The sequence below is a fragment of the Streptomyces aurantiogriseus genome, assembly GCF_014649375.1.
Classification (GTDB): domain Bacteria; phylum Actinomycetota; class Actinomycetes; order Streptomycetales; family Streptomycetaceae; genus Streptomyces; species Streptomyces aurantiogriseus.
Genome location: NZ_BMSX01000032.1, coordinates 44,766 through 60,076 on the forward strand (window position 1 = coordinate 44,766; position 15,311 = coordinate 60,076).

General features: G+C 71.5%; 13 protein-coding genes. 7 read left to right on the forward strand and 6 right to left on the reverse strand.

Going from position 1 to position 15,311, the window contains the following annotated elements; translation table 11 throughout:
- Positions 1–32 precede the first annotated feature (32 nt).
- Positions 33–2,048, forward strand: coding sequence for an FAD-dependent oxidoreductase (locus tag IE263_RS42485; RefSeq protein ID WP_189943480.1), 2,016 nt, complete (start codon positions 33–35; stop codon positions 2,046–2,048).
- Positions 2,049–2,078: 30 nt separating this feature from the next.
- The gene (locus IE263_RS42490; protein ID WP_189943481.1) at positions 2,079–2,627 is read left to right on the forward strand and encodes a PadR family transcriptional regulator; all 549 of its coding nucleotides are present in this window, start codon (positions 2,079–2,081) and stop codon (positions 2,625–2,627) included.
- On the opposite strand, the gene IE263_RS42495 is transcribed toward IE263_RS42490, so the two are convergent.
- Together IE263_RS42495 and IE263_RS42500 are read right to left on the reverse strand one after the other, a co-directional pair.
- On the reverse strand, positions 2,624–3,163 hold the full coding sequence (locus IE263_RS42495) for a hypothetical protein (RefSeq protein ID WP_189943482.1): 540 nt from the start codon (positions 3,161–3,163) through the stop codon (positions 2,624–2,626). The genes IE263_RS42490 and IE263_RS42495 overlap by 4 nt on opposite strands.
- A gap of 174 nt (positions 3,164–3,337) precedes the next feature.
- Positions 3,338–4,294: a fibronectin type III domain-containing protein gene (locus IE263_RS42500; protein ID WP_189943483.1), complete on the reverse strand. Its 957-nt coding sequence runs from the start codon at positions 4,292–4,294 to the stop codon at positions 3,338–3,340.
- Between the two features lie 691 nt (positions 4,295–4,985).
- On the opposite strand from IE263_RS42500, the gene IE263_RS42505 reads away from it, so the two are divergent.
- Entirely contained in the window at positions 4,986–5,129 is a 144-nt protein-coding gene (locus IE263_RS42505) for a hypothetical protein (RefSeq protein ID WP_189943484.1), read from the forward strand.
- 103 nt (positions 5,130–5,232) lie between these two features.
- Here the strand turns inward: IE263_RS42505 and IE263_RS42510 are convergent, their stop codons facing one another.
- The 3 genes from IE263_RS42510 to dhaK are packed head-to-tail and all read right to left on the reverse strand — an operon-like array spanning position 5,233 to position 7,279.
- The gene (locus IE263_RS42510) at positions 5,233–5,643 is read right to left on the reverse strand and encodes a PTS-dependent dihydroxyacetone kinase phosphotransferase subunit DhaM (protein WP_189943485.1); all 411 of its coding nucleotides are present in this window, start codon (positions 5,641–5,643) and stop codon (positions 5,233–5,235) included.
- Complete coding sequence (gene dhaL, locus IE263_RS42515; RefSeq protein WP_189943486.1) at positions 5,636–6,235, reverse strand: dihydroxyacetone kinase subunit DhaL; 600 nt, start codon at positions 6,233–6,235, stop codon at positions 5,636–5,638. The genes IE263_RS42510 and dhaL overlap by 8 nt, the downstream gene beginning before the upstream one ends.
- Positions 6,236–6,286: 51 nt before the next feature.
- Positions 6,287–7,279, reverse strand: coding sequence for a dihydroxyacetone kinase subunit DhaK (gene dhaK / locus IE263_RS42520; RefSeq protein ID WP_189943487.1), 993 nt, complete (start codon positions 7,277–7,279; stop codon positions 6,287–6,289).
- A 339-nt stretch (positions 7,280–7,618) separates the two neighbouring features.
- Between dhaK and IE263_RS42525 the strand changes: the two genes are divergently transcribed.
- Entirely contained in the window at positions 7,619–8,656 is a 1,038-nt protein-coding gene (locus tag IE263_RS42525) for a glycoside hydrolase family 5 protein (protein WP_229911470.1), read from the forward strand.
- Positions 8,657–8,673: 17 nt separating this feature from the next.
- Complete coding sequence (locus tag IE263_RS42530; RefSeq protein ID WP_189943488.1) at positions 8,674–9,741, forward strand: PQQ-dependent sugar dehydrogenase; 1,068 nt, start codon at positions 8,674–8,676, stop codon at positions 9,739–9,741.
- Positions 9,742–9,825: 84 nt separating this feature from the next.
- Here the strand turns inward: IE263_RS42530 and IE263_RS42535 are convergent, their stop codons facing one another.
- Complete coding sequence (locus tag IE263_RS42535; RefSeq protein WP_373312269.1) at positions 9,826–11,493, reverse strand: glycosyltransferase family 2 protein; 1,668 nt, start codon at positions 11,491–11,493, stop codon at positions 9,826–9,828.
- Positions 11,494–11,948: 455 nt separating this feature from the next.
- On the opposite strand from IE263_RS42535, the gene IE263_RS42540 reads away from it, so the two are divergent.
- Positions 11,949–14,936 carry a CHAT domain-containing protein gene (locus tag IE263_RS42540; protein ID WP_189943489.1) on the forward strand — a complete coding sequence of 996 codons (2,988 nt, stop codon included), beginning with the start codon at positions 11,949–11,951 and terminating at the stop codon, positions 14,934–14,936.
- A complete protein-coding gene (locus IE263_RS42545) occupies positions 14,933–15,307 on the forward strand; it encodes a hypothetical protein (protein ID WP_189943490.1) in 375 nt (124 codons plus the stop codon). The genes IE263_RS42540 and IE263_RS42545 overlap by 4 nt, the downstream gene beginning before the upstream one ends.
- Positions 15,308–15,311 lie beyond the last annotated feature (4 nt).

Here is a 15,311-nt window from a genome sequence, read left to right on the forward strand (position 1 = left end):
ACAGGGGACGACACCGCGCACGGAGGCCTGCCATGAGCCGTTACCCCCACCTGCTGAGCCCGCTGGACCTCGGCTTCACCACGCTGCCCAACCGCGTCCTCATGGGCTCGATGCACGTCGGCCTGGAGGAGGCCGAGGGCGGCTTCGCCCGCATGGCGGAGTTCTACGCCGCCCGCGCGCGCGGGGGAGTGGGTCTGATCGTCACCGGCGGCATCGCCCCCAACGACGAGGGCCGGCCGTACGAGGGCGGCGCCAAGCTCACCACCGACGCGGAGGCGGAGCAGCACCGGACGATCACTGAGGCCGTGCACCGCGAGGGCGGCCGGATCGCGATGCAGATCCTGCACTTCGGCCGCTACGCCTACCACCGCGACCTGGTCGCCCCCAGCCCCCTCCAGGCGCCGATCAGCCCCTACCCGCCCCGCGAGCTGACCGACGCCGACGTCGAGCGCACCATCGACGACTACGCCCGCACCGCCCGCCTCGCCCGGCAGGCCGGCTACGACGGTGTGGAGATCATGGGCTCCGAGGGCTACCTCATCAACGAGTTCATCGCCGCCGCGACCAACCACCGCACCGACCGCTGGGGCGGCTCGTACGAGAACCGAATGCGCTTCCCCGTGGAGATCGTGCGGCGGGTGCGCGAGGCGGTCGGCGAGGACTTCATCGTCATCTACCGGCTGTCGATGCTGGACCTCGTGCCCGGCGGCTCGACGCTGGACGAGGTCGTCACCCTCGCGAAGGCCGTCGAGGCCGCCGGAGCCACGATCATCAACACCGGCATCGGCTGGCACGAGGCCCGCATCCCCACCATCGCCACGTCCGTGCCGCGCGGTGCCTACACCTGGGTGACGAAGAAGCTCATGGGCGCGGTCTCCCTGCCGCTCGTCACCACCAACCGCATCAACACCCCCGAACTCGCCGAGCAGTTGCTCGCCGACGGCAGCGCGGACATGGTGTCGATGGCCCGCCCGATGCTCGCCGACCCCGAGTTCGTCAACAAGGCCGCCGCCGGCACGCCCGAGGCCATCAACACCTGCATCGGCTGCAACCAGGCCTGCCTCGACCACACCTTCAGCGGCAAGATCACCTCCTGCCTGGTCAACCCGCGCGCCTGCCACGAGACCGAGCTGGTCCTCTCCCCGACGCGTCTGCGCAAGCGGGTGGCGGTCGTGGGCGCGGGCCCGGCGGGCCTCGCGTGTGCCGTCAGCGCGGCCGAACGCGGCCACGAGGTCACCCTGTTCGACGCCGCGAGCGAGATCGGCGGCCAGCTCAACGTCGCCCGCAAGGTCCCCGGCAAGCAGGAGTTCGACGAGACGCTGCGCTACTTCCGCCACCAGCTGGACGCCCACAGCGTGGACGTACGGCTGAACACGCCCGCAGCGGCAGGTGACCTGGAGGGCTACGACGAGGTCGTCGTCGCCACCGGCGTCACCCCCCGCACCCCCGACATCCCCGGCGTGGACCACCCGAGCGTCGTCGGCTATCTGGACGTCCTGCGCGACGGCGCCCCCGTCGGCGACCGCGTCGCGATCCTCGGCGCCGGCGGTATCGGCTTCGACGTCGCCGAGTTCCTCACCGACGGCGGCGACAAGGCGAGCGAGGACCCGGCCACGTACTTCCGCCACTGGGGCGTCGACATGGACTACGCGGCACCCGGTGGCCTCGCCGCGCCCGAGCGGCCCGCCCCGCCGCGCACCGTCCATCTGCTCCAGCGCAAGACCAGCAAGGTGGGCGCCGGTCTCGGCAAGACCACGGGCTGGATCCACCGCACCGAGCTCAAGCACCGGGGCGTGACGATGGTCCCGGGCGTGCGCTACGACCGCATCGACGACGCCGGACTGCACATCACCGTCGGCGAGCAGAGCACGGTCCTGGAGGTCGACACCATCGTGCTGTGCACCGGCCAGGAACCGCGCCGGGGCCTGTACGAGGAGCTGGTCGCCGCCGGGGTGAGCGCGCACCTCATCGGCGGCGCCGACGTGGCCGCCGAACTGGACGCCAAGCGGGCCGTCCAGCAGGGCACGGAGCTGGCGGCGGCGCTGTAGGCCCGTCGGGCGCGTCCCTAGGATGAGGCCATGTCACTCCCGCACGCGATCCTCACCGCTCTGCTCGAGAAGCCGTCGTCGGGGCTGGATCTGACCCGCCGGTTCGACAAGTCGATCGGCTACTTCTGGTCGGCGACGCACCAGCAGATCTACCGCGAGCTGGGAAAACTGGAGGCCGAGGGCTTCATCCGCGCCCTGCCGACGGAGCAGCCCGCCCGCGGGCAGAGGAAGAGCTACGAGGTCCTGCCCGCGGGCCGCGCCGAACTGCAGCGGTGGACGGCCGCGGCGCAGGACCCCAAGCCGCACCGCGACGCGCTGCTGCTGCGGCTGCGCGCCGCCGCCGTCGTCGGCACCGCCGGACTCGAGACCGACCTGCGCCGCCATCTCGACCTGCACCGGCGCCAGTTGGCGGAGTACGAGGAGATCGAGAAGCGCGACTTCCCGCCCGGCAACGACAGCGCGCAGGCCAGGCTGCAGCACCTGGTCCTGCGCGCGGGCATCGAACTCGAGACGTTCTGGATCCAGTGGCTCACCGAGGCCCTGGAGGAACTGCCCGAGCCGGCCGAACAGGCGTCCTAGAACCGGTACGGCTTCGAGCGGCGGCGCAGGAACCAGACCGCGCCGATGACGCCCGAGCCCACCAGGACGCCGCCGACAGCCAGGGTGACCGTGCCGTGGTCGCGGACCGCTCCGCCCACGCCGCCCATGACCCCGCGCGTGGGCGAGGACGTCGCGGAGATCGTCGGGGTGGACGCAGTGGACACGATCACCGACTGGGTGCCGGCGGTGCTGCCGTTCGAGCAGACGACGACCACCGTGTACGTGCCCGGGCTGACGCCCGACCAGGCGGCGGACTGGCTGATGGTCGTGCCGGACAGCGCCACCTGGCGCCCCTGGGAGAAGCTCGTCTGGCCGCTGCTGAGCAGGGACGCCGAGCCCCAGATGCCGTTGATCTGGGCACACGAGCTGGTCACCACGGACACCGTGGAGCCGGTCGTGCTCACCGAGATGCCCGAGACCCGGGCGGCGGCCGGCTGGGCCGTCACGGCGAGCGGCAGCGCGGCGGCGGCTGCCACGGTCAGTCCGGTACGGACGAGAAGACGGGAAGTGCGCATCGGATGTCCTCCGGCGGCGGCACGGTTGGCGGTACATCCCTTGCGCCGCCGAGGATCGGGTACGCCCGTGCTGCCTCAGGGGCAGCCAACGCGCCCCTGGGGCGCCCTGCACTCCGGCCGCCGCCGTTCAGGTGACGCGTTCCCCCGAACGGCCCCATCCGCCCGGCGGGCGCGTCACGGCCGGACGCCCGTCGTCACCGCCCTCTCCACCGAGTACGCGCCCCACGTCCCGTCCGGCAGCCGCGCCCGCAGCCGCACCCGATGGCCGACACCGGCCTCCCGGCCCACGTAGAAGCTGTACGAGGCCTTCTCGCGCGGGGGAGCCCCGCCCCATGCGAGCGAGGTGGCCGGCTGCCCGTCGAGCTGGATCTGGTACTCCGTGACCACGCCGTCCACCCGTGGCGGCACCCAGGCCAGGTCGATGTAGTACGCCCCGTCGGCCTGCCGGGTCGTCGCCCGGAACCCCGTCGGTGCGGTGTCCCGCCCCTCGTCGGCGCCGGGCGCGGTGGCGAGGCGTACCGGCGTGCTGGCGGGCGAGAGGTTGTCGGCCGCGTCCCGCGCCCGGACGGTGAAGGAGTACCGGGTGCCCGGCCGCAGCCCCGTGACCACCGTCGCCGTCTGTCCCCCGCCGACGCTGTGGATCTTCGTCCCGCCCTGGTAGACGTCGTACGACACCACCTTCCGGTCGTCGGTGGACGCCGACCAGGACAGCTGGACCGCCCGGCTCCCGGCGGCCCGGCCGTCGGCGCCGCCCGGCCGGGTCGGGGCCGAGCGGTCCGCCGCGAGTGCCGCCAGAGTCGTCGCCCGTACCTCCCGGCTGCGCGGACCGAGCCGGCCCTCCCCGTCGCGGGCGCGGACGGTGAAGACGTACGTGGTGGACGGCGTCAGGCGGGTGACGTCCAGCATGTGCGCGGAGGCGGACACCTCCGCGACCTTCGCGGTGTCCCGGAAGACCTCGTACCCGCTGACCCCGGGGACCGCGTTCCACATCACGTGCACGCTGGTCGCGCTCCCCGCCTCCGCGGTGACCCCGGTGGGCGCGCCCGGTGCCCGCCCCTCGTCCCCGCCGGCCGGCCCCGCGCATCCACAGCACACCGCCAGCACCCCTCCGCACAGCACGACGCGTCGCACGGCTTCGCCTCCCGGCCCGGCACGACGGTAATGGTCCGGACCAATATGGCGTGTCGACGTGAGCACATCAAGAGGGCCGCACGGTGGGGCCCCGGTGTTGGTGTGTGGTCCGGGGAGTTTCGTATGCTGAGGCTCCTCACGGCTGAACTCTCCTTGAGGGCTCGGGAGTTCATGCCGGTGGCGCGGACCGCTGTCGTCGCTGATTCCGCGCCTGCGGGGCGGCCGGGCGGCCGGCGCCGACACGCGCGCCGGTCCCCGGCCCCTGTCGCACTGTCAGAAGGGGACCGTACGGCCCCCTCAGGGTGGTCCGGGAATGCGACCCGCACCAGATTGGGCCGGGTGCTCGTCCCTGTCCCCCCACGAGAGGTTTCCTCATCGTGCGTGCCCAGTACCTGACACCGGCCGCGGCCGGCCTTGCCCTGCTCGCCGCGACCGCCTTCCCCGACGACCCACGGGAGCCGGTCCCGCGGTACGAGGGCTCCATACGCGCCGCCGACCTGCTGGCCCGGGTGCGGGACTGCGCCCCCGTCTCCCGCGGCCGCTACCGCACCGATGCCGGCCGGCCCGCCACGGTCCCGGTCTGCGGCACCGAGCAAGCGGTCTTCTGGACGGCCGACATGGACATCGACTGCGACGGCCCGACCGGGCCGGGCTGCCGTACGACGACCTGCGGCCGACAATCCAGGCGGCCATGTTCAACGCGGCCCTGCGCGCCGCCGTCGAGCACTGCACCCGAGGCGCCGCCGACATCCGCGCGGACGCCGCGACGGCGAGGGCCGAGCCGGCGGAGGCCCTCCGCTCGGCCCTCACCATCGCGTCGCACGGCCTGACCTGAGCCGGGACCGCACGGCCGCGAGCGAACGCCTCCACCGCTCCGTGCGGGGTGTCGGTGGGGCTTGTCCGGGGTCGGGTCACGTCTTCTCGGGACCGAGCGGCGGTCACACCTTTCGGTAGCTGTACGCCTCCGCGGCCGCCGCCTCCACCGCGTCGAGGCCGGCTCCCGTCGCCGCCGTGACGACCGCGGCCACCGCGCCCTCCACGAACGGCGCGTCCACGAGCCGGGTGCCCTCGGGCAGTTCGTCGCCTTCGGAGAGCAGTGCCTTCACGGTGAGCACGGCACTGCCGAGGTCGGCGAGGACGGCGACGCCGGCACCCCGGTCCACCGAGGCGGCAGCCGCGGCGATGAGCTCCGCGCTCGTCCCGAGCCCGCCCGCCTCCGTGCCACCCGCCGCAGCGACGGGAACGGCGGTCCCGCCCCCCGCGAGCCCTCGCGCCAACTCGGCGACCGAGGCCGCGACCTGCGCGCTGTGCGACACGAGCACGATCCCGACCGGCCTGTCGTCACTCACCGGCGGCCTCCGCGAGGCCCGCGACGAGCAGTGCCGACGAGGTGGCACCCGGGTCCTGGTGCCCGATGCTGCGCTCGCCCAGATAGCTCGCCCGGCCCTTGCGGGCCTGCAGGGGTGTCGTGGCGAGGGCCCCCTGCTCGGCGGCGGTCCGCGCCGCGCCGAACCCGTCGCCCAGGGCGTCCACGGCGGGCACCAGCGCGTCGATCATCGTCTTGTCGCCCGGCGCGGCCCCGCCGAGCTGCATCACCGCGTCCACGCCCTCGCGCAGCGCCTGAGCGAGCTGCTCCTCGCTCACCTCGGCCGCGTCCCCGAGCGCCTTCCCGGTCCGCCGCAGCAGCGTGCCGTACAGGGGCCCCGACGCCCCGCCGACGGTGGAGATGAGCCGGCGTCCGGCGAGGACTAGGACGGCGCCGGGCGTCGCGGGCGCCTCCTCCTCCAGGGCGGCGCTCACGGCGGTGAACCCGCGCTGGAGGTTGCTGCCGTGGTCGGCGTCCCCGATGGGCGAGTCGAGGGCGGTGAGCCGTTCCGCCTCACGGTCGACGGACGCGGCGGTCGCCGCCATCCAGCGGTGGAAGAAATCGGCGTCGAGCACTGGAACTCCTTGCCTGGTCGATACGTCGGGCGCGGTGCGTACGCCCCCGTGTCACATGCCCCACCGCAGCCCGGGCGTCTTCACCGGCGCGTCCCACAGCCGCAGCAGCTCCTCGTCGATCTGACACAGGGTCACCGAGGCGCCGGCCATGTCGAGGGACGTCACGTAGTTGCCGACGAGCGTGCGGGCGACGGCCACCCCCCGCTCGGCCAGCACCCGCTGCACCTCGGCGTTGAAGCCGTACAGCTCCAACAGCGGTGTCCCGCCCATGCCGTTGACCAGCACGAGGACGGGATTGCGCGGCGACATGTCCTCCAGGAGGGCGTGCACCGCGAAGTCCGCGATCTCGCCGGACGTCATCATGGCCCGCCGCTCCCGCCCCGGCTCGCCGTGGATGCCGATACCCAGCTCCAGCTCACCGGCGGGCAGGTCGAAGGTCGGGCTGCCCTTGGCGGGCGTGGTGCACGCGCTGAGCGCGACCCCGAAGCTGCGCGCGTTCTCGTTGACCTGCCGTGCGATCGCCTCGACCTGCTCCAGGGGCTGCCCCTCCTCGGCCGCCGCCCCCGCGATCTTCTCCACGAACAGTGTCGCGCCGGTACCGCGGCGCCCAGCGGTGTACAGACTGTCGGTCACGGCGACGTCGTCGTTCACCAGCACCTTCGCGATCCGGATGTCCTCGTCCTCGGCGAGTTCGGCCGCCATGTCGAAGTTGAGGACGTCGCCGGTGTAGTTCTTCACGACGAACAGCACCCCCGCGCCGCTGTCGACAGCGGCCGCCGCCCGCACCATCTGATCGGGTACGGGAGAGGTGAAAACCTCCCCCGGACAGGCCGCCGAGAGCATCCCGGGCCCCACGAACCCCCCGTGCAACGGCTCGTGCCCGGACCCACCCCCCGACACCAGCCCCACCTTCCCGGCCACCGGGGCGTCCCGCCGCACGATCACCCGGTTCTCGACATCAACGGCCAGTTCCGGATGAGCGGCGGCCATACCGCGCAGGGCGTCCGCGACCACGGTTTCCGGGACGTTGATGAGCATCTTCATGGGTTCCTCCTGGTGAGACTGGTCGTCAGGCGGGTCCGACGTGCGGCCCGAAGGGTCGCACGCTGCTCTCGGAAGTATTGACGCTGATCGACCGCGGGTCACGTGTGCGGACGCCGACGGAGGTCTTCTCCGGGCTGTCGGACGCCGTGCGCGCACGGCGTGCGGGGGAACCGCACCGCAGATCGCCCCAGGCCGGGGCCCCTCGGGCGGGTGACCGTGGCCCAAGGGAGTGAACCTTGCCCGTTCCTCGGACGAAGCACGTCGGCGCCGCATTACTTATGACGATTTTTTCGTCAGATTTGCTGGGCAGCACACCATCTCACGGAATTGGAGGAAGAGGTGCGCTCACTGACTTCCCGCAACCGTTGGGCCGCCCGAAGTTCACTGGCTCTGGCGGCGGCGCTGGGCCTTCTGTCCGCGACCACGGCGCACGCGCAGGAAATCCCGCCGGCGGCCAAGGCCATCACGCCGGTCAAGAAATACGGAAAAATCCGCGTCTGCGGTACGCAGCTGTGCTCCGAATCCGGAAAACCGGTTCAGTTGCGAGGTCTGAGTTCGCACGGGACGCAGTGGTTCGCTCATTGCCTGAGCGACCGCGCCATGGACGTCCTGGCGCACGACTGGAAGGCGAGCGTCGTGCGCGTCGCGACGTACGCGCGGCAGGGCGGGTACGAGACGAATCCGAAGAAGTACACCGACCTGGTCCACCGGATGATCGAGCGGGCGAGCGCCCGCGGCCTGTACGTCGTCGTCGACTGGCACATGGTCAACCCGGGCGACCCGAACAAGGACTTCGAGAACGCGAAGAAGTTCTTCAAGGAGATCGCTCAACGGCACAAGCAGCGGAACAACGTGATCTACGAGATCGCCAACGAGCCCCACGGGGTGAACTGGCCGACCATCAAGAGGTACTCGGAGAAGATCATTCCCGTGATCCGCTCCCAGGATCCCGACAGCGTGGTCCTCGTCCCGACACCCGGCTGGGCCACGTTCAGCGCGTCCGAGGGTTCCAATGAGCGGACGGTCGTGAACAATCCCGTGGCCGCGAAGAACATCATGTACACCTTCCACTTCTACGCGCGCGTAGCGGCGGAGGGATACATGCAGATCCTGGACCGTGCCTCGGCCAAACTCCCGGTGTTCGTCACCGAGTGGGGCATCGCGTCGTGGACGGGGTACGGCAGCGACTTCCCCACCGCCCAGAAATGGGTCGACCTGATGGCGAGGAAGAAGATCAGCTGGACGAACTGGAGCCTCTCCGACGACGACCGGGAACACTCGGTCTTCAAGAAGGGCACCTGCCGCGACGGCACCTTCGCCCGCACCGACGCTCTCACGCGCAGCGGTGCGTGGATCCGGGCACGGATCAGGGGCTGAGGACCATGGACACCCTCATGCCCTCGCGGAGAGTCACGGTCCGCGCCGCGGCAGCCCTGGCCGCCGGAGCAGGACTGCTGGTTCCGCTGACGACGACCGGCAACGCGGCGCAGGTCCCGTCCGGTTCCGTCGCCGAGACCCCCTCAGGAATCAAGACCGTCTCGTCCGGATGGAACAACCCCTGGAGTGTGACCTGGCTGCCGGACGGTACGGCGCTGATCAACGAGCGGGACTCGCTCAAGGTCTTCAAGGTCACCCGGTCCGGCGCCAGGACCGATGTCGCCGCCCAAGTGCGGAGCGCCGCTTTCAACCGCGGGGACGCGCTGCTCGGAATGGCGGTCTCACCCAACTGGCGCCAGGACCATCACGTCTTCGTCTACCACGCGGCCAAGGACGGCATCCGGATCGCCCGGATGACCTACGACGGTGCGAAGCTCACCGGCTACAAGAAACTCGTCACCGGCATCAAGAGAGGCCTGCACAACGGCGGCCGTATCAAGTTCGGCCCCGACGGCTTCCTCTACGTCACCACCGGCGACGCCAACAAGGGCAGTTACGCGCAGAACAGGAACTCCCTCAACGGCAAGATCCTGCGCATGACCAAGGACGGCAAGCCGGCGCCGGGCAACCCCTTCGGCACCCTCATCTACTCCTACGGCCACCGCAACCCGGAAGGCCTCGCCTGGGACGCGCGAGGCCGCCTGTGGGAGACCGAGATCGGCAACAGCGCGTACGACGAGCTGAACCTCATCAGGCCCGGCAAGAACTACGGCTGGCCCACCTGCGAGGGGACCTGCTCCCGAGCCGGTCTGGTCGACCCCGAGCGGAAGTGGCGTCCCGCCGAGGCCGTACCGAGCGGCCTGGCCCACGCCGACGGCGCCCTGTACCTCGCCTCGCTGCGCGGACAGCGGCTGTGGCGCGTCCCGGTCGGCGGCACCCACGCCGGCACACCGGTCGCGTACTACACCAAGGGCTTCGGCCGACTGCGGGACGTCGTGAAGGTCCCGGGCCAGAACAAGCTGTGGATCACGACCGACAAGGCCGGCAAGAACGCGGACAGGGTGCTCCAGGTCGAGCTCAAGTGACCTCGGGCGCCAGGTAGTCGTCGTTCCAGCGGTGGAAAGAGGTCCTCAGAGCCCCCGTCCGGGCTCTGAGGACCTCTTTGCGTTTCACAGTCCCCCGAGATTCTCCGCGGGCTCCATCAGCTTTCTTCGTGCGGCGGCGGGAACGCGTGCCTTGGCGGTCTCCCGCGGCGGGATGAGGACGCGGCCGACGATCGCTGCGTAGAACACACCGCAGGCCAGCACCAGGCTGAAATCCGGCGGATACAGGGTCAGCGCGCGCCAGGTCGCGGCGCTCACCCACACGAGCGCCGTTCCGCCGTTCCAGACCCAGACACCGATCCAGAAGCGCCTGTTCGTGCTCCGGCCCGCGGACGCCGAGCCGGTCGGCCGCCAGGACTGGCGTCTGCCGCGCACGATGTCCCAGATGGCGAACAGGTGCGCCCAGCCGTACATCAGGCGCACGGCCCATGCCTCGAGCCGATAACGGCACCTGTGCCACCACGGGAAGATCAGCACTGTGTAGATGACGCTGGGAAGGACCAGCAGCAGGTACTCCACCTTCAGCTTCTCGGGCATGGCCACCAGCAGGACGATCGGGATCAGCGGTGCCACGAAGGTGAACAGTGCCGTGTGGAGGTAGTAGAAGAAGCCGGAAATGTAGCAGAGCCGGGTCGTCAGCCTGAGCTTCGTGTCCCAAAACTTCTTGCTTCCCAGCAGGCTCATGGAACCCGAGCACCAGCGGTACTGCTGGTGGTAGAACGCGTTCACGTTGTCAGGACAGTTGCCGGTGGCGAGAGGGATCGGCACATAGCGCAGGGTCCAGCCCAGACGCCGCAGGTCGAAGCCCGTGTGCACGTCCTCCGAGTGCTCGATCAGCGTGGTACCGCCGTTGGCCTCGAGAGCCGTCCGCCGGTACACGGCGCAGCTCCCCACACAGATCGCGCCGCCATGGCGCTGACGGGACACCTGGACCGCCCGGTAGAACAGCTCCTGGACGGAACCCGCACCGCGCTCGATCCAGGTCTGCCGGCCGAGCACGCGGAAGTACTGCGGTGACTGGACGATGCCGATCTTCGGGTCACGCTCCATGTACGGCAGCAGTTCCTCCAGCAGGTCCGCCCGGGGGGCGAAGTCGGCATCGAGGATGAGGATGTACTGCTCGTCGGAGATGCCCAGCCCGTAGTGCAGGTTGCCGGCCTTCTTGAACCAGCCCCGGTTGGGCCGGGTCCCGTAGACGAAGCCGAACTTCTCGGCCAGGGCGGCGAGCTCCGGGTTGGCGGAGTCGTCGAGTACGTACGGGGTGGCCCTGCCGGGGTAACGGTCGGCGAGCCGGCGCACATGCGTCCAGGTGTTCACCAGCACGTCGACGGGCTCACCGCACACCGGCAAGAAGACCGCGACCGTGGGGTACACCGTCGGCCGCCAGCCATGGACCAGTTGACGGTGGGCCTTCAGATCGAAGTCGGCGGTGAAGGCGTTCACTCGCATCGAGGTGACGTAGTAGAGGACGGTGAAGCCCAGGCACGGCAACAGGACGATCAGCCACGGCGAGGACTGGACCAGTTTGAACTGGCTGAAGACAAGACAGCTCATGCTGATGAGCGAGGCCGCCGTAAGTACCCAGAGGTGACGTCTGACGTAGGAGTACTTCTCCCTGTCGTCCGGGGGCTCGGGGAGTACGCAGTCGGCGGTCTGCCCGGACCGGGGCACTATCCGCTGGGCGGTCGTCGACCGGATCTCCGTCGCCATGGCGTCAGGGGAATCAAGGCTCATGTGGTGCTCCTTGAAAGGGGAGTGGTCACCTCCAAGCCCTAGCCAGCCCGGGCGTGACCTGCGCATTCGGCTGGGCCGATTGCTGCATGGGTCGCTCGAAGGAAGGATTCGGCGAAGTGGCACCCACCGAAGAGCGCAGGTGGCTGTACGGCGCACGGACCGCCTCGTGGCAGGCCTTTCGCGGGTCTCCCAGCGGGAGTTGGGGGAGCAGGAGGTGGCCTCCGGCGCCGTCCGGGAAGTACGGCGGGTCTTCTGCGCCTGCCCGACCCCGGGCCGGGGGCGGCGCGCACGCCCCCGGCTGCCGGCCCGCCGGTGCGACCACGCGCCGGGCGTGCGACGCCGTGCGCCCCTGCGCGCGGGGAGGCCGCGGTGGTTCGCTTCTCGTCGGACCGCCCCCCGGGACGGTCCGCTCGTCGCCGACCCCGCTTCATCTCCACCCGGTACAGGAGAGCGTGTTGACCGCATCGGATCTCGCAGCAGCGTTCCGGCAACGCCTCGACGCTGCCCTGGCCGCCGAGAACGCCGACGCTCTCGCCACCCCCGACGCGCTCGCCGCGGCCACCGAACTGGCCCGGACGGTCCTGACCGGACTGCCGGGGATCCCCTCGTCCCCGACGGACGACCGGCCGGCTCCCACCGCAGACGATCCGCCGGCGCCGGAGCCGGCGGCGGCACTCCACCTGCTGGGTCTCTTCCACTGGTACCGGTACCTCGGACGCGCCGACGACGACGGCCACCCTCACGACCGGGTGGCCGCGTCCTGGTGCTTCGCCGCCCTCGGCGACCGGACCGGCTCCAAGATCCCCGCGGCCGCCCTGTCGGACGTCGCCTCCGTCCGGGCCTCGCGCGCGCCGTCACCGGATCCCTCACCGGCCCCGGAAGCCGATGTGGTGACGGCCCTGCGGTCCCACCTCTACGTCCTCGTCGCGGAGCTCCACCACCATCACGACCGGCAGCTGCTGGAAGCCTTCCTGCGTACCCTGTGCTTCCTGGCCGATCACCCGGTGACACGGCACGGACCCGACCAGGACGACGTCCTGAGCGATCTGGGGAACGCCGTGCTCCTCGCCGCCGAGCTGAACCTCGACGGCCGTCGCGACCTCGGCGTGGAGATCTTCCGCGAGATGCTTCTGCGTCCCGACAACGATCCGCTGCTGCGCGCCCGCTACCGCCTCGTCCTCGCGCAGGCCCTCCAGGCACGCCTGACCCGCGTCGGTGACTCCACCCTGGTCCAGGCGGCGGTCGCGGAAGCCGAGCTCGCCGACGCCTGCCTGAGTACGGCCGAGGACCTGTGGCTGCGCCATCTGGCGGCGACCACGCTCGGTGCGACGCTGCTGCGCCGGTACGAGCGTTTCGGCGCCCCTTCCGACATCGCCGCCGCGGTCGAGGCCTTCACCCGGGCGGTGAAGAACGCGAAGGGCACCGCGTACCACGCCGCGTCTCTGTCCAACTACGCCGATGCGCAGCGGCTCGTGGACCCGGACTCGGACGCCGAGCTGTCCAAGGCGGTCGACGCCGCCCACGAGGCGGTGCGGATCGGCACGCCCGGCAGCCGTGGCCGGCTCCGCTTCATGACGGTGCTCACCAACGCCCTGCGCATGCGCTACGACACGTCCCGCCGGCGCCAGGACCTCGACGAGGCGATCGCCGTCGGGCGGGCCTGCGTCGAGGCGAGCCGGCCGGACACCCCCGACGGTGTCGTCTTCCGCGTCAACGCGGCGAACTCGCTGCAGTACAAGGCCGAGATCGCCGAGGATCCGCGGCCCTTGCGGCGCGAGGCCGCCGGCCTTCTGGAGGAGGTGGTCTCGTCCCCCGCCGGACATCTGAAGGTACGGCTGACCGCCGCCCGGGCCTGGGGGCGGCTCGCCGCGGAGGAGGAGGACTGGCCGGCCTCCGAGGCGGCCTACCGCAAGGCCCTGGAGATCCGCGGGGCCATGAGCCGGACCCACCTGGAACCCACCGACCGCGAGCATGTGCTGACCCTCTTCGAGGACCTGGTCACCGACGCCGCCGCGGCCGCGCTCGAAGCCGGCCGGACCGAGGCAGCGGTGGAGCGGCTGGAGGAAGGCCGCGGGATCCTCCTCGCCCAGATGGCCGACGACTGGGACATGGACGCCCTCGACCGCGCCCACCCGCGCCTGGCGGAGGACCTCCGGGCCGAGGACCGCCGACGGTACGAGGCCGGACTGCCCGGGAACACCGACGGCTCGGACGACGACGAGCAGCACACCGAGCGCGCGGGGTACGCCGACGTACTCGCGCGCGTCCGCGGGCTCCCCGGCTTCGAGTCCTTCCGCCGGCCCGCAGCGACGGGCACGGCGGTGGGCCCTGATCCCGACCCCACAGTGCTGATCAATGTCAGCGGCCACCGCTCCGACGCCCTGATCGTGCGGACGAGGAACGGCAAGGACCACGTCGAGGTGGTGCCGCTGCCGGGACTCACGCCGCAGGAGGTGGACGAGCAGGCGGCCCGGTGGTGGGACGGCGACGAGGCCGGTCGCACCGCCCGCCTCGCGGAGGTCCGGACGTGGTTGTGGCGGCATGTCGTCGGGCCCGTCCTGGACCGTCTCGGACACGGGGACCCGGCGACGCCGCGGACGTCGTGCTGGCCCCGGCTCCACTGGTGTCCGACCGGCCGCCTGACCCTGCTGCCCCTGCACGCGGCGCTCGACCCCGACACCGGTGCGTGCGCGATCGACCGGATCGTCTCCTCGTACACTCCCACGCTGCGCATGCTGCGCCAGGCACATCGGCGGGCGGCCGAGAGCGCGGGTACGGACGCCGGGTCGATCACCGTCGTCGCGATGGAGAACACACCACAACAGCGCCGCCTGCGGGCCACCGGCCGGGCGGCCGTCGGCATCGCCGAGGCGTACGGCGTCCGGCCCCTCGTCGACGAGGCAGCCGAAGCGAGCCGGGTGGCAGCGGAGCTCGGCCGCAACGCCTGGGCCGTCATCACCGCGCACACCGACGCCGACGCGGACAATCCCAGCGGCTCCGAACTCCTGCTCCACGACAGGCCGCTCAGTGTCGCCGAGATCAGGGCGCGCCGCTTCGGCAGCGGCAGGATCGGCTGCCTGCTGCTCACCTGCCACGGCGGCTTCGCGGGCCACCGGTTCGTCAACGAGGTCGCCCATCTGGGGACGGCGTTCCAGGTCGCCGGCTTCCCCCATGTACTGAGCTCGCTCATGCCCGCACGCGACCACATCGCGGCGGGCATCGCCCGGCGTCTGTTCACCCCGGGGACCGCGGGCCCCCGCGCCCTGGAACGGATCGACCCCGCGCTGGCCCTCCACGACGCCGTACGCGGCGTCCGGCAGCTCGTCCCGCGTGAGCCTCAGCTCTGGGCCACGTACGTCCACCTCGGGCCGACGCGGCCCGCCGTCCCGGAATCCCCCGACGTCCCCGAAGCCGGTGAAGTCCCCGAAGGAGCCCTGCCTTGACCGACGACGACCCGTCCGCCGCCTGGGGCGCACTGCACGCGGCGGTCCTCGCCCATCTGAGCGCTCCGGAGGAGTGGGACCTGCTGCGCGCCGGGTCCTGGTCCCGCGTGGACGAGGAGATCCGCAGTCTGAAGTCCGCCTTCGCGGAAGGGGCGCTCGCCGAGGCCCAGGACTCCTACGGGCGCCTGCTGGAGCTCACGTCCCCACGCATGGCCCGGCCCGCCCTGACCGGGGAACCCGAACCCGAGGAACTCACGGAGGCCCCTGCGGAGACCCTCGCGCTCGTCGACACCTTCATCAAGGACGTGTCCGCCCACCCGCCCGGTACGGCGCAGTACGCCCCGGAATCCGGCCCCGGCCCCGGTGACTGACCCG

Excerpts from the sequence above, each read along its gene's own strand:
- IE263_RS42485 (WP_189943480.1), top strand. The coding sequence starts at position 33 with ATGAGCCGTTACCCCCACCTGCTGAGCCCGCTGGACCTCGGCTTCACC.
- IE263_RS42505 (WP_189943484.1), top strand. The coding sequence starts at position 4,986 with ATGTTCAACGCGGCCCTGCGCGCCGCCGTCGAGCACTGCACCCGAGGC.
- dhaK (WP_189943487.1), bottom strand. The coding sequence starts at position 7,279 with ATGAAGATGCTCATCAACGTCCCGGAAACCGTGGTCGCGGACGCCCTG.
- IE263_RS42530 (WP_189943488.1), top strand. The coding sequence starts at position 8,674 with ATGCCCTCGCGGAGAGTCACGGTCCGCGCCGCGGCAGCCCTGGCCGCC.
- IE263_RS42535 (WP_373312269.1), bottom strand. The coding sequence starts at position 11,493 with ATGAGCCTTGATTCCCCTGACGCCATGGCGACGGAGATCCGGTCGACG.
- IE263_RS42490 (WP_189943481.1), top strand. The coding sequence starts at position 2,079 with ATGTCACTCCCGCACGCGATCCTCACCGCTCTGCTCGAGAAGCCGTCG.
- IE263_RS42495 (WP_189943482.1), bottom strand. The coding sequence starts at position 3,163 with ATGCGCACTTCCCGTCTTCTCGTCCGTACCGGACTGACCGTGGCAGCC.